Genomic DNA, 13,161 nt, shown 5'->3' on the forward strand with positions numbered 1-13,161 from the left:
CCAGCCTTGCGGCAGGGATCAGGCTTCGGCTTCCACCACCACCTTGACGGTGGTCTCGACGTCGGCGTGCAGGTGGATGACCACCTCGTACTCGCCCACGTTGCGGAAGGCGCCTTCGCCCAGGATGACTTCGCTCTTTTCCAGCGGCAGGCCGGCCTTGGTGAAGGCTTCGGCGATGTCACGCGGGCCAACCGAACCGAACAGCTTGCCTTCGGTCGATGCATTGGCGGCAACGGTGACGCTCTTGCCTTCCAGCGCAGCCTTGCGGGCTTCGGCCTCGGCCAGGATCGAGTCGGCCTTCGCCTGGTACTCGGCGCGCTTGGCCTCGAACTCGGCCACGTTGGCGGCGGTGGCCGGAACGGCCTTGCCGGTCGGGACGAGGAAGTTGCGGCCGTAGCCCGGCTTCACTTCAACCTGGTCGCCCAGGCCGCCGAGGTTGGTGACCTTCTGGATGAGAATCAGCTTCATGGTGCAGCTCCAATATATGTATTCGTTAGCGAGGCAGGCCCCGCAGCGTTTGGCTGTCCGAATATCCGAACGGTAGACCCGGCACCGCCCGCTGCCAAACGGCGCGGGCGGTGGGGACTACGAAAGCGGCGACCGCGGTCGCCGGCCTTCATCAGACGTCGTGGTTGTCGGTGTACGGAATCAGGGCCAGGAAACGGGCGCGCTTGACGGCCGTTGCCAGCTGGCGCTGGTACTTCGACTTGGTACCGGTCACGCGGCTCGGCACGATCTTGCCGTTCTCGGTGAGGTACTGGCGCAGGGTGTTGAGATCCTTGTAATCGATCTCCTTGACACCTTCGGCCGTGAACTTGCAGAACTTGCGGCGACGGAAGAACTTGGACATGTCAGTGCTCCTTAAGCGGCCGAAGCGGCGTCGTCGCCGGCATCGTTGTCAGCGGCGGGGGTGGTTTCGCCTTCTTCGTCATCACGACGACGACGCTCACCACGCTCGGGCTTGTCGCCCTTCTCGTCCTTGCTCTTCATGATCAGCGACTGCTCGGTGTCGGCGCCCGGGCGCACGATGACCAGGTTGCGCAGCACGGCGTCGTTGAAGCGGAAGCTTTCGGTCAGTTCGCTCAGCACGGCCTGGTCAACTTCGATGTTGAGCATGACGTAGTGGGCCTTCACCAGGTTCTGGATCGGGTAGGCCAGCTGACGACGGCCCCAGTCTTCCAGACGGTGGATGGTGCCGTTGCCGTTCTCGACCAGCGCCTTGTAGCGCTCGATCATGGCCGGAACCTGCTCGCTCTGGTCCGGGTGGACCATGAACACGACTTCGTAATGACGACTCATGTGTATTTACCTTTCGGATGTGGCCCTTTCGGGCCGGACAGCCCCCCGCAGGTGAACGCGGTGGAGCAAGGGTCCTGCCAGGAATCAGGCAGGAAGCCGGGCATTATCGCAGCAGAAGCGGTTCCGGGCAAGCCAGGCGGCGGCGCAGGGCCACCGGGGCCGGATTCAGGCCTTGTCGGCCTCGGTGGTGAAGCTTTCGCCGCAGCCACATTCGGCAGTGGCGTTCGGGTTCCTGAACGTGAAGGTTTCGCTCAGCCCCTGCTTGCCGAAGTCGATTTCGGTGCCGTCGACCAGGGCCAGGCTGTCGGCGTCCACGTAGATCCGCACCCCCTCCTGCTCGAACACGGTGTCGCCGGGGCGCTCGTCGCGGGCCAGGTCGGTGACGTGGCCCCAGCCCGAACAGCCGGTGCGGGTCACGCCGAAGCGCAGGCCCAGGGCACCCGGGGTCTGGGCCACGAACTTTTCGACACGGGTGAAGGCAACAGGGGTAAGGGTGACAGCCATGACGGACGACTCCAGCAGATGGGGCACATTATAGGTCCACGGCCCAGTCAGAAATGCCTCGCAAGCAGAACGCTGCAACCGTTAAACTCCTCGTTCAGAGATCGAGTCGATCAACAGAGGATTCAAGTCATGACGGTGGTCAGCGTTGAACATGCGCTTGCCGGGAAGATCCCGGAAGGCGGCGAGGCAACAGTACGGGGCTGGGTGCGTACGGTGCGCGGGTCTGCGGCGCTTGCCTTCGTCAATGTCACCGATGGCTCCTGCTTCGCCCCCATCCAGGTGGTGGCCAATGACACCCTGGGCAACTTCGACGCGGTGAAGGCGCTGACCCCGGGCTGCTCGGTCATCGCCCGCGGCACCCTGGTCAAATCCCAGGGCAAGGGCCAGTCGTTCGAGATCCAGGCCAGCGACATCGAGATCGTCGGCCTGGTCGAAGACCCGCTGACCTATCCGATCCAGCCCAAGCCGATGAGCGCCGAGTTCCTGCGCGAAGTGGCCCACCTGCGCCCGCGCACCAACCTGTTCGGCGCGGTCACCCGCATCCGCAACTGCCTGGCCCAGGCCGTGCACCGGTTCTTCCACCAGAACGGGTTCAACTGGATCAGCACCCCGATCATCACCACCTCCGACGCCGAAGGCGCCGGGCAGATGTTCCGCGTCTCCACGCTGGACATGGTGAACCTGCCGCGCACCGCGCAGGGCGAGGTCGATTTCAGCCGCGACTTCTTCGGCAAGGAAACCTTCCTGACCGTGTCCGGCCAGCTCAATGTCGAGGCCTACTGCCTGGCGCTGAGCAAGGTGTACACCTTCGGGCCGACCTTCCGCGCCGAGAACTCCAACACCACCCGCCACCTGGCGGAGTTCTGGATGATCGAGCCGGAAATCGCCTTCGCCGACCTGGCCGAAGACGCGCGCCTGGCCGAGCAGTTCCTGAAGTACCTGTTCCGCGCGGTGCTCGATGAGCGCGGCGACGACCTGGCCTTCCTGGCCGAGCGCGTGGACAAGAACGCGATCAAAAAGCTGGAAGACTTCATCAACGCGCCGTTCGAACAGATCGACTACAGCGAAGCGGTGAAGCTGCTGCAGAACTCCGGCAGGAAGTTCGACTTCCCGGTCGAATGGGGCCTGGACCTGCAGACCGAGCACGAGCGCTGGCTGACCGAGGAACACATCGGCCGCCCGGTGGTGGTGACCAACTACCCCGAGCACATCAAGGCCTTCTACATGCGCCTGAACGACGACGGCAAGACCGTGGCCGCGATGGACGTGCTGGCCCCGGGCATCGGCGAGATCATCGGCGGCAGCCAGCGCGAAGAGCGCCTGGACGTGCTCGACGCGCGCATGGCGCAGTTCGGCCTGGACCCGGCCCACTACGGCTGGTACCGCGATTTCCGCCGCTACGGCTCGGTGCCGCACGCCGGTTTCGGCCTGGGCTTCGAGCGCCTGGTGGTATACGTGTGCGGGCTGGGCAACATCCGCGATGCGATCCCCTACCCGCGCGCACCGGGCAGCGCCGAGTTCTGATTCTTCCCACGGAGGCACGCCCATGACCCTGTTCTTCGCGCTGTGCTTCGTCGGCGTGGCGATCGCCGGGTTCAGTGCCTTCGTGATCTTCTGGCCGCTGACGCTGGTGCATATCCGCGACCGCCACCCTGCCCTGGCCGACCGCTTCGGCAGTAGTGCCTTCCTGCGCCCGGACGCGCTGCGCTGGCTGCTCGGCCGCGATTACCGCGACACCCCCGACCGTTCGCTCTCGGGGCTGGCCACGCCGGCCTGGCTGTCGCTGCTCACCCTGCTGGCCGGACTGGGCATGGCCGCCCTGCTCTGGCTGCTTTCGATGGTACTGACATGACTGACATCACCGCCCACCACGACCAGTGGTTCCTCGCCAGCCTGGGCAACACCCTGATCTGGGCACGCCTGCGGGTCCGCCCGGGCGGCACCGCCGAAGTACTCGACAGCGACGGCAATACCCTCAGCTACGACAGCGAGGACACTGCCCGGTCGCAGCTGTTCGACGCCGAGTTCGTGGCGTTTGATGGCCTGGACGAGGAAGACGCGCTGATCCGCGGCTTCAGCCTGCACGAAGTCAGCCCGCCCCAGGCCGACAGCGACGACGCGCTGCGCGGCCACATGGTGGTCAGCCTCGGCGCGCGCGCCTGAGCCGACCATGTTCATCCCGGCCGACTTCGTTGAGACCGACCTGGCCTGGCTGGACCGCCTGCTGAAACGCGATGCGTTCGTCACCGTGGTCACCACCGGCAGCGACGGCCTGCCGCAGGTGACCCTGCTGCCGGTGGTGTACCGGCGCGACGGCGATGACATCCTGATCGAAGGCCACTGGGCCCGGCCGAACCCGCAGGCCGGCCACGCCGGACCCGCGCTGGTACTGGTGCACGGCCCGCACGGCTACGTGTCGCCGGGCTGGTATCCGGACAAGGAGGCAATGGCCCGCGTACCGACCTGGAACTACGCGGCCGCCGAACTGCGCGGCACGCTGGAACCGGTGACCGATCCGGACGCCCTGATCGACATGCTGGACCGGCTCAGCGCCAGGTACGAAGCGCAGGTCGGCGGCGACTGGGACCTGCTGCCGATCGAGCCCCGCCAGCGGCGGATGCTGGCCGGCATCGTCGGCTTCCGCTTCCGCGCCCAGCAGGTGCAGATCAAGCTCAAACTGAGCCAGAACCATCCCCAGGCCAACCAGCACGGCGTGATCGACGCGCTGTCGGCCCTCGATTCCCCTCCTTCGCATGAGCTGGCGCAGTGGATGCGCTGGAAACTTGAGGTACCGCACTGATGAAAGACATCCACAAGCTGCTGCAGAACAACCGCGACTGGGCCGACCGGATCGAGAAGGAAGACCCCGAGTTCTTCCACCAGCTGGCCAAGCAACAGCACCCGGAATACCTGTGGATCGGGTGTTCCGATTCGCGCGTGCCGGCCAACCAGATCATCGGCATGGCACCGGGCGAGGTATTCGTGCACCGCAATGTGGCCAACGTGGTGGTGCACACCGACCTGAACTGCCTGAGCGTGATCCAGTACGCGGTGGACCAGCTGAAGGTGAAGCACATCCTGATCGTGGGCCATTACGGCTGCGGTGGCGTGCATGCCAGCCTCAACAACACCCGCGTGGGCCTGGCCGACAACTGGCTGCGCCATGTGGGTGATGTGGCACAGAAGCACGCTGCCATCATGGATGCGATCGAAGAGCCGGAACTGAAGCACGCGCGGCTGTGCGAACTCAACGTGATCGAGCAGGTGGTCAATGCCTGCCGCTCGACCATCGTGCAGGACGCCTGGGCGCGCGGCCAGAAGCTGATGGTGCACGGCTGGGTATACAGCCTGAAGGACGGCCGGGTGCGCGAGATGGGCATCGACGTGGGCAGTCCCGAGGAACTGCAGCCGGCCTATGAAAAGGCCCTCTCCTACGTTCCGCGCCACGGCCGACGCGACTGACCCTTCCTGCAGGAACCCACCGCCATGCTTGCGCCCCCGATCAACCTGCTGGGCTGGATCGAAGAGAACCGCCACCTGCTCAAGCCGCCGGTGGGCAACAAGATGATCGAGAACGGTGACTTCATCATCATGGTGGTGGGCGGGCCGAACAGCCGCACCGACTTCCATTACGACGAAGGCCCGGAGTGGTTCTACCAGCTGGAAGGCGAGATGCTGCTGAAGGTGCAGGAAGACGGCGCGGTGCGGGATATTCCGATCCGCGCCGGCGAGATCTTCCTGCTGCCGGGCAAGGTGCCGCATTCGCCACGCCGCCCGCCCGGCGGCGTCGGCCTGGTGGTGGAGCGCAAGCGGCTGGCGCACGAACGCGACGGCGTGATGTGGTTCTGCGAGCGCTGCAACCACAAGCTGTACGAGGTGTTTTTCACCCTCGAGAACATCGAGACCGACCTGCCGAAGGTGTTTGCCGAATACCAGACATCCTTGGAGCTGCGCACGTGCGACGCGTGCGGGCATGTGGATCCGTTGCCGGCGACCTGATTTGGACCGAAACCGGCTATCTGGCGCCATGCCACGCCGTTTTCGGCCCCTATGTCGGATTCATCCCATAGGTCAAACAGATAGATAAACTGTGCTTTCACAGACAACATCTATCGTCCAATGTCCGAGCTCCTCAGCCGCACCCATGCCACCGCCCTGGACGCCGCCGACCCGCTGCGCGCGCTGCGTGCTGAATTCGTCTTTCCCCAGCACAACCACCGCGACCAGACCTACTTCGTGGGTAATTCGCTGGGCCTGCAGCCGCGCGGGGCCAAGGCGGCGGTGCAGGAGGTCATGGACAAATGGGGCGCGCTCGCCGTGGAAGGCCACTTCACCGGCGAGACTCAGTGGCTGGGCTACCACCGCCTGGTCAATCGGCAGCTGGCCCAGGTAGTGGGCGCCCTGCCCAGCGAAGTGGTCGCCATGAACACGCTGAGCGTGAACCTGCACCTGATGATGGTCAGCTTCTACCGGCCCAGCGCCGAACGCCCGGTGATCCTGATGGAAGCCGGCGCCTTCCCGACCGACCGCCACGCGGTGGAATCGCAGCTCCGCTTCCACGGCTTCGACCCGGCCACCGACCTGGTCGAAGTCCAGCCGGATGAGCCCAACGGCACCATCTCGCTGCAGGCCATCGAACGCGCCATCACCGAGCACGGCCCGCGCCTGGCGCTGGTGCTGTGGCCCGGGGTCCAGTACCGCAGCGGCCAGGTATTCGACCTGGATGCGATCACCCGCATGGCCCGCCTGCAGGGCGCCCGGGTCGGCTTCGACCTGGCCCACTCGGTCGGCAACGTGCCGCTGCAGCTGCACGACATCGCGCCGGACTTCGCCGTGTGGTGCCATTACAAGTACCTCAACAGCGGCCCCGGTGCCGTGGCCGGCTGCTTCGTGCACGAACGCCACCACCGCGACACCAGCCTGCCGCGCTTCGCCGGCTGGTGGGGGCATGAGGAAGCCACCCGCTTCAAGATGGCCCCGCAGTTCGTGCCGGCGGTGGGCGCCGAAGGCTGGCAGCTGAGCAACCCGCCGGTGCTGGGCCTGGCCCCGCTGCGGGCCGCGCTTGACGTGATCGACAAGGCCGGCGGCATCCAGGCCCTTCGCGACAAGTCGCTGCAGCTCACCGGCCTGCTTGATGCGCTGGTCCGCGCCCGCCTGCCCGGCGTGCTTGAAGTACTTACCCCCAGCGAGCCGGAACGCCGTGGCTGCCAGCTGTCGCTGCGGGTGGTGGCCGGCCGTGAACGCGGCCGCAACCTGTTCGAGTACCTGCAGACCGTGGGCGTGCTGGGCGACTGGCGCGAACCCGATGTGATCCGCATCTCGCCCACCCCGTTGTACAACCGCTACCTTGACCTGCACCACTTCGTCGAGGAAGTGGAATCCTGGGCCGGCCTGTAAGCCGCCCTCCACCACCCCTGCGCGGAACCGCCTTGATCGCTACCCCCCATCGCTCCCTGAGCATCATCGGCGCAGGCCTGGCCGGCTCCCTGCTGGCCATCCTGCTGTCCCGCCAGGGCTGGCGGATCACCCTTTACGAACGCCGCGGCGATCCGCGCATCGCCGATTACGAGTCCGGCCGCTCGATCAACCTGGCCCTGGCCGAACGCGGCCGCAACGCGCTGCGCCAGGCCGGGGTCGAAGACGCGGTGATGGCCAAGGCGGTGATGATGCGCGGCCGCATGGTGCACCCGCGCGAGGGCGCGCCGCAGCTGCAGCGCTATGGCCGCGACGACAGCGAAGTGATCTGGTCCATCCACCGCAAGGACCTCAACACCACCCTGCTGCAGCTGGCCGAAGATGCGGGGGCGCAGGTGCACTTCCACCGCCGCCTGCACACCGTGGATTTCGATGCCGGCTACGCACGCTTCATTGATGACCGCAACGACCATCCACACGACATCCGCTTCGATACGCTGATCGGCGCCGACGGCGCCGGTTCGGCGCTGCGCGCGGCCATGAACCGCAAGCACCCGCTGGACGAGCGCATCGAGTTCCTCGACCACTCCTACAAGGAGCTGGAAATCCCGCCCACCGACGACGGCGGCTTCCGGATCGAGGCCAATGCCCTGCACATCTGGCCGCGCGGCAACTACATGTGCATCGCGCTGCCCAATGACGAAGGCACCTTCACCGTCACCCTGTTCCTGCCCAACGAAGGCAACCCCAGCTTCGCCACCACCAACAGCGGCGCCGAAGCCGAGGCGTTGTTCGCGCGCGATTTTCCCGATGCGCTGGCGCTGATTCCAAACCTGCGCCGCGATTGGGAAGAACACCCGCCCGGCCTGCTCGGCACCCTGCACCTGCGCCAGTGGCACCTGCAGGGCCGTGCGGTGCTGCTCGGCGATGCTGCCCACGCCATGGTGCCGTTCCACGGCCAGGGCATGAACTGCGCGTTCGAGGACTGCGTTGCGCTGGCCCGCCACCTGCTGGAGCAGGATTCGCTGACCCAGGCCTTCGCCGCCTTCGAGGCCGAGCGCAAGCCCAACGCCGAAGCGATCCAGCAGATGGCGCTGGAAAACTACCTGGAAATGCGCGACCGCGTGGCCGACCCGGCCTTCCTGCTGCAGCGCGAGCTGGAGCAGCAGCTGCAGGCGCGCTGGCCCACCCGCTTCGTGCCGCACTACACCATGGTGACCTTCCTGCACACGCCGTACGCGGTGGCGCTGGAACGCACCGAGCTGCAGCGGCGCATCCTGGAAACGGCCACCGCCGGCCACGACAGCCTGGAGCACATCGACTGGGCCGCGCTGGAACGCGTGGTCCACGAACAGCTGACCGTGCTGGAGGGCGCGCACTGATGGCCGACAGCTTCCTGTTCTACGACCTGGAAACCTTCGGCCAGGACCCGCGCCGCACCCGCGTGGCGCAGTTCGCAGCGATCCGCACCGACGCCGACCTGAACATGATCGACGCGCCAGTGAGCTTCTACGTGAAGCCGGCCGACGACCTGCTGCCCTCGCCGATTGCCACGCTGATCACCGGCATCACCCCGCAGCATGCGCTGGCCGAAGGGGTCAGCGAAGCCGAGGCGTTTTCGCGGATCAACGACCTGATGGCGCGCCCGGGCACCTGCACGCTGGGCTACAACACGCTGCGCTTCGACGACGAGTTCGTGCGCCACGGCCTGTTCCGCAATTTCTTCGATCCCTACGAACGCGAGTGGCGCAACGGCAACTCACGCTGGGACCTGCTGGACATGCTGCGGCTGGTGCACGCGCTGCGCCCGGACGGCATCGCCTGGCCGCAGCGCGAGGATGGCGCGACCTCGTTCAAGCTTGAGCACCTGGCGCTGGCCAACGACGTGCGCCAGGGCGACGCGCACGAGGCACTGTCCGACGTGCACGCCACCATCGGCATGGCGCGTCTCTTCAAGCAGGCCCAACCCCGGCTGTGGGATTACGCCCTGAAGCTGCGCGACAAGCGCTTCGTCGGCAGCCTGCTTGACGTGGACGCGATGCAGCCGGTGCTGCACATCTCCATGCGCTACCCGGCCCAGCGCATGTGCGCCGCGCCGGTGATGCCGATCGCGCGCCACCCGTACATCAACAACCGGGTCATCGCGCTGGACCTGGAAGGCGACATCGATGGGTTGCTGACCCTGCCGGCCGAAACGCTGGCCGCGCGCCTGTACACGCGCGCCGCCGACCTGGCCGAGGGCGAACAGCGCGTACCGCTCAAGGAAGTGCACTTGAACAAAGTGCCCGCGCTGGTGGCCTGGAACCACCTGCGCCCGGCCGACCATGCCCGGCTGGGCATCGACGCGGCCACGGTGGACGCCAATGCCGCACGCGTGCGCGAGGCCGGCCCGGCGCTGGTCGAGAAGGTGCGGCAGGTGTACGGCGGCGAGCGCGTGGCCACGGTGAGCGATGTGGATGCCTCGCTGTACGACGGCTTCCTGGCCGACGGCGACAAGGCGCTGATGTCCCGCCTGCGCACCAGCCCGCCGGCCGAGCTGGCCGGTTTCGCCGAGCGGCTGAAAGACCCGCGCATGCCGGAGCTGCTGTTCCGCTACCGCGCGCGCAACCACCCGCAGACGCTGGATGCCGGCGAACGCGGGCGCTGGAACGACTACCGGCGGCAGCGCCTGCTCGGCGATGCCGGGCTGGGCGAGCAGACCCTGCCCGACTTCCGCGCGCAGCTGGACACGCTGGCGCTGGAGCATGCCGCCGACCCGGCCAAACTTGCCCTGTTGCAGCACCTGCGCGACTGGGGCACCGATCTGGAGCAGAGCCTGTGAGCACCTATTTCACTCCCGCCAGCTTCACCTTCCTGCGCGGGCTGGCGCGCAACAACGACAAGACCTGGTTCAACGCGCACAAGCCGAAGTACGAAGAGCACGTGCGCCAGCCGTTCCTGCAGCTGATCAGCGACCTGCAGCCGGACCTGGCGGCGGTGAGCGGGCACTTCCGCGCCGACCCGCGCGGCGTGGGCGGCTCGCTGTTCCGCATCTACCGTGATGCGCGGTTCTCCAACGACAAGTCGCCGTACAAGACCTGGCAGGGCGCGCGGCTGTTCCATGAGCGGCGCAAGCAGGTACCGGCGCCGTCGTTCTACATCCACCTGCAACCGGGCGGGTGCTTCGTTGGCGCTGGCCTGTGGCATCCCGAGCCGGCCACCCAGCGCAAGGTGCGCCATTTCATCGTGGACAACCCCGGCGCGTGGAAGGCGGCGGCGCATGCGCCGGCGCTGCGGAAGAAGTTCGATTTCGAGGAAAGCGAGAAGCTGGTGCGGGCACCGCGTGGGTTCGAGCCGGATTTCGAGTTCATCGACGACCTGAAGCATCGCAACTGGGTGTTCTGGCGCTCGCTGGATGATGCGACCATGACCGGGCCGAAGCTGCGGCAGACGCTGGCGAAGGATCTGGTGGCGTTGGGGCCGTTTGTCGATTATCTGTGCGCGGCGCTGGATCTGGAGTTTTGAGCACTCTACCCCGCCTTGACGTGGGCTTCGGCAAGGTGGCGGCATGAAAAAGCTGCTTCTGCTGCTGGGGCTGGTCGTGGTGCTGCTGGCAGGCTGGCTGGTCAGCGGTCCGTATCTGACCCTGCGCGGGCTGGCCGGGGCGATCGAGCAGCGCGATACCTCCCAGCTGGACCGCTACGTGGACTTCCCGATGCTGCGCGCCAACCTGCGCGCGCAGCTGGACGATTACGTGGTGCGCCGGGCCGGGCCGGACGTGCAGTCCAACCTGGTCGGCGCGCTGCTGCTCACCGCCGGGCAGAAGCTGAGCGGCACGGCAGTGGATGCGATGGTCACGCCGACCGGGATCGGCGCGCTGATGGAAGGCCATACGCTGTGGAAGCGGGCCAGCAATGACCTGGAGAGCAATGACGCCTACGCGGCGCCGCGGGCGGCGCGGCCGCTGGAGGGCGCTACGCACCGGTTCGAGTCCACGTCACGGTTCACCGCCACCACCCATACGGCGCAGGGCGCGCCGGTGGTGTTCGTGCTGCAGCGGCAGGGGTTGCGCTGGAAATTGGTCAATATCGAGCTGCCGCTCGATTAGTCGGTGTCACGACCAACGGTCGTGACCTACCCATGTATCCGCCCGACCGGTAGGTCACGACCGTTGGTCGTGACCGCCGTCAATCGTTGGCCACGCCGTGGGGTACATGGCCGGCGGCGACGCTGAGGTGCTGGCGCGCGCTGTCGATGTTGTGCTGCGAATCGTCGAAGAAGATGTCTGCGCCGAACGCTTCCAGGAACGGGCCCTTGTGGCGGCCGCCCAGGAACAGCGCTTCGTCCAGGCGCACGCCCCATTCGCGCAACGTACGGATCACCCGCTCATGGGCCGGGGCCGAGCGCGCGGTGACCAGCGCGGTCCGGATCGGCGCATCCTCGCCCGACGGGAACACCGCCTGCAGGGTGTGCAGCGCCGACAGGAAGTTGCGGAACGGACCGCCACTGAGCGGCTCGCGGGCGTTTTCGCGCTCGTGCCGGCCAAACGCTTCCACGCCCTGCTCGCGCGAGATGCGCTCGCTTTCATCGCCGAAGATCACCGCGTCACCATCGAAGGCGATGCGCAGCTGGCCCAGCGGCTGGCTCATGTCGACCGGTTCGGCCGCCGCCAGGGTCTCGCCGTGCGGCTTGGGCAGGATCGTGGCCGCGGCGATGCCATGCCGCAGCGCACGCCGCACCGATTCCGGGTTGGCCGACAGGAACAGATCGGTCCCGAACGGCTTCACGTACGGCCAGGTCGGCTCGCCGGCGGTGAAGGTGGCGCGGATGATGCCCAGGTCGTAATGCTGGATGGAATTGAAGATGCGGAGACCGGTATCGGCGGAATTGCGCGACAGCAGGATGACCTCCACCCGCGGCGATTCCGGCGACTGGCCCTGGTTGAGCGCCAGCAGCTTGCGCACCACCGGGAAGGCCACGCCGGGGCGCAGCACATCGTCCTCGTGCTTGCGCTGGTACTCGGCATAGGCGTCCACGCCTTCGGCCTCGAACAGCGCGTGACCCTCTTCCAGGTCGAACAGCGCGCGCGAGGTCACGGCAACGGTCAGCAAACGGGGGGTGTTGTCGCCCATGGCGGTCAAAAATCCTTCAAAACATGAACTGTTCGCTGAGGATCCGGTCTTCCAGGTTGTGTTCCGGATCGAACAGCAGGGTCACCCGGCGCTCGCGCGACTCGCGGATGGTCACTTCGACCACGTCGCGGGTCTCGTGCGAATCGGCGGTCACGCTGACCGGGCGCTTGTAGGGGTCGAGTACGCGGAAGCGCACCTCGGTATCGGCCTTCAGGATCGCGCCACGCCAGCGCCGCGGCCGGTACGGCGCCAGCGGGGTCAGTGCGATGGTGTGCGAGCCCAGCGGCAGGATCGGGCCGTGTGCGGAGTAATTGTAGGCGGTGCTGCCGGCCGGGGTCGCCACCAGCACCCCATCGCCGATCAGCTCGGCCACCCGCTCCTGGCCGTTGAGGTCGACCCCGATGTGCGCGGCCTGGCGGGTCTGGCGCAGCAGCGACACGTCGTTATAGGCCAGCGAGCCGGTGGTGGTGCCCGATTCGGTCAGCGCCAGCATTTCCAGCGGGCGCAGGTTGGCCGGCTCGGCACGGGCGATGCGCGCCTGGATGTCGTCCTCGGCCCTGTACTGGTTCATCAGGAAGCCCACGGTGCCCAGCTTCATGCCAAACACCGGCAGGCCAAGATGCCCATGCCGGTGCAGGGTCTGCAGCATGAAACCGTCGCCGCCCAGGGGACACAGCACCTCGGCAGCGTCCGGCGCGTGGTCGCCATAGCGTGCCACCGCGGCCGCGCGGGCCGACTGGGCCGCCTCGGTGTTGCTGGCAAGGAACGCGATGCGGGGGGTGTCGGTCATAAAAGATCCACCGGAGATACCCGCGAAGCATACCGGTTCGTG

Annotated in this window: 17 protein-coding genes; 11 read left to right on the forward strand and 6 right to left on the reverse strand. The window is 67.0% G+C overall.

The features are described from left to right. Positions 1-18: 18 nt before the first annotated feature. From rplI to KVS69_RS06725, 4 genes are all read right to left on the reverse strand, one after another. Positions 19-468: a 50S ribosomal protein L9 gene (gene rplI / locus KVS69_RS06710; RefSeq protein WP_184127032.1), complete on the reverse strand. Its 450-nt coding sequence runs from the start codon at positions 466-468 to the stop codon at positions 19-21. A gap of 151 nt (positions 469-619) precedes the next feature. Next, the gene (rpsR, locus tag KVS69_RS06715) at positions 620-850 is read right to left on the reverse strand and encodes a 30S ribosomal protein S18 (protein WP_002804494.1); all 231 of its coding nucleotides are present in this window, start codon (positions 848-850) and stop codon (positions 620-622) included. 11 nt (positions 851-861) lie between these two features. Beyond that, positions 862-1,299, reverse strand: a complete 438-nt coding sequence (rpsF, locus tag KVS69_RS06720; RefSeq protein ID WP_068852876.1) for a 30S ribosomal protein S6 — start codon at positions 1,297-1,299, stop codon at positions 862-864. A 165-nt stretch (positions 1,300-1,464) separates the two neighbouring features. Further along, positions 1,465-1,803, reverse strand: a complete 339-nt coding sequence (locus KVS69_RS06725) for an iron-sulfur cluster assembly accessory protein (RefSeq protein ID WP_068852879.1) — start codon at positions 1,801-1,803, stop codon at positions 1,465-1,467. 129 nt (positions 1,804-1,932) lie between these two features. Here KVS69_RS06725 and asnS point away from each other — a divergent pair, with 129 nt between their 5' ends. The 11 genes from asnS (at position 1,933) to KVS69_RS06780 (ending at position 11,305) form a co-directional block, all read left to right on the forward strand. Next, on the forward strand, positions 1,933-3,327 hold the full coding sequence (asnS, locus tag KVS69_RS06730; RefSeq protein ID WP_184127034.1) for an asparagine--tRNA ligase: 1,395 nt from the start codon (positions 1,933-1,935) through the stop codon (positions 3,325-3,327). Between the two features lie 22 nt (positions 3,328-3,349). Further along, positions 3,350-3,655, forward strand: coding sequence for a hypothetical protein (locus KVS69_RS06735; protein WP_217537559.1), 306 nt, complete (start codon positions 3,350-3,352; stop codon positions 3,653-3,655). Then, the gene (locus KVS69_RS06740) at positions 3,652-3,966 is read left to right on the forward strand and encodes a hypothetical protein (protein WP_068852887.1); all 315 of its coding nucleotides are present in this window, start codon (positions 3,652-3,654) and stop codon (positions 3,964-3,966) included. Before KVS69_RS06735 ends, KVS69_RS06740 begins: the two co-directional genes overlap by 4 nt. 7 nt (positions 3,967-3,973) lie before the next feature. After that, a complete protein-coding gene (locus KVS69_RS06745) occupies positions 3,974-4,603 on the forward strand; it encodes an FMN-binding negative transcriptional regulator (RefSeq protein WP_217537560.1) in 630 nt (209 codons plus the stop codon). Then, positions 4,603-5,265, forward strand: coding sequence for a carbonate dehydratase (gene can, locus KVS69_RS06750; RefSeq protein ID WP_068852892.1), 663 nt, complete (start codon positions 4,603-4,605; stop codon positions 5,263-5,265). The genes KVS69_RS06745 and can overlap by 1 nt, the downstream gene beginning before the upstream one ends. A 24-nt stretch (positions 5,266-5,289) precedes the next feature. Further along, a complete protein-coding gene (locus tag KVS69_RS06755; RefSeq protein WP_217537561.1) occupies positions 5,290-5,802 on the forward strand; it encodes a 3-hydroxyanthranilate 3,4-dioxygenase in 513 nt (170 codons plus the stop codon). A 120-nt stretch (positions 5,803-5,922) separates the two neighbouring features. Continuing rightward, positions 5,923-7,200: a kynureninase gene (kynU, locus tag KVS69_RS06760; protein WP_184127038.1), complete on the forward strand. Its 1,278-nt coding sequence runs from the start codon at positions 5,923-5,925 to the stop codon at positions 7,198-7,200. Positions 7,201-7,232: 32 nt separating this feature from the next. After that, positions 7,233-8,600, forward strand: a complete 1,368-nt coding sequence (locus KVS69_RS06765; RefSeq protein WP_217537562.1) for an NAD(P)/FAD-dependent oxidoreductase — start codon at positions 7,233-7,235, stop codon at positions 8,598-8,600. Continuing rightward, entirely contained in the window at positions 8,600-10,039 is a 1,440-nt protein-coding gene (gene sbcB / locus KVS69_RS06770; protein ID WP_217537563.1) for an exodeoxyribonuclease I, read from the forward strand. The genes KVS69_RS06765 and sbcB overlap by 1 nt, the downstream gene beginning before the upstream one ends. Beyond that, complete coding sequence (locus KVS69_RS06775; RefSeq protein ID WP_095362739.1) at positions 10,036-10,722, forward strand: DUF2461 domain-containing protein; 687 nt, start codon at positions 10,036-10,038, stop codon at positions 10,720-10,722. Before sbcB ends, KVS69_RS06775 begins: the two co-directional genes overlap by 4 nt. 43 nt (positions 10,723-10,765) lie before the next feature. Then, a complete protein-coding gene (locus KVS69_RS06780; protein WP_217537564.1) occupies positions 10,766-11,305 on the forward strand; it encodes a DUF2939 domain-containing protein in 540 nt (179 codons plus the stop codon). A gap of 79 nt (positions 11,306-11,384) precedes the next feature. On the opposite strand, the gene KVS69_RS06785 is transcribed toward KVS69_RS06780, so the two are convergent. Both KVS69_RS06785 and KVS69_RS06790 read right to left on the reverse strand, forming a co-directional pair. Beyond that, positions 11,385-12,329, reverse strand: coding sequence for a 5'-nucleotidase (locus KVS69_RS06785; RefSeq protein WP_068852910.1), 945 nt, complete (start codon positions 12,327-12,329; stop codon positions 11,385-11,387). 16 nt (positions 12,330-12,345) lie between these two features. Next, positions 12,346-13,119 carry an NAD kinase gene (locus KVS69_RS06790; RefSeq protein ID WP_068852913.1) on the reverse strand — a complete coding sequence of 258 codons (774 nt, stop codon included), beginning with the start codon at positions 13,117-13,119 and terminating at the stop codon, positions 12,346-12,348. Between the last annotated feature and the right edge of the window lie 42 nt (positions 13,120-13,161).

The sequence above is a fragment of the Stenotrophomonas sp. GbtcB23 genome, assembly GCF_019091045.1.
GTDB classification, from domain to species: Bacteria; Pseudomonadota; Gammaproteobacteria; order Xanthomonadales; family Xanthomonadaceae; genus Stenotrophomonas; species Stenotrophomonas rhizophila_A.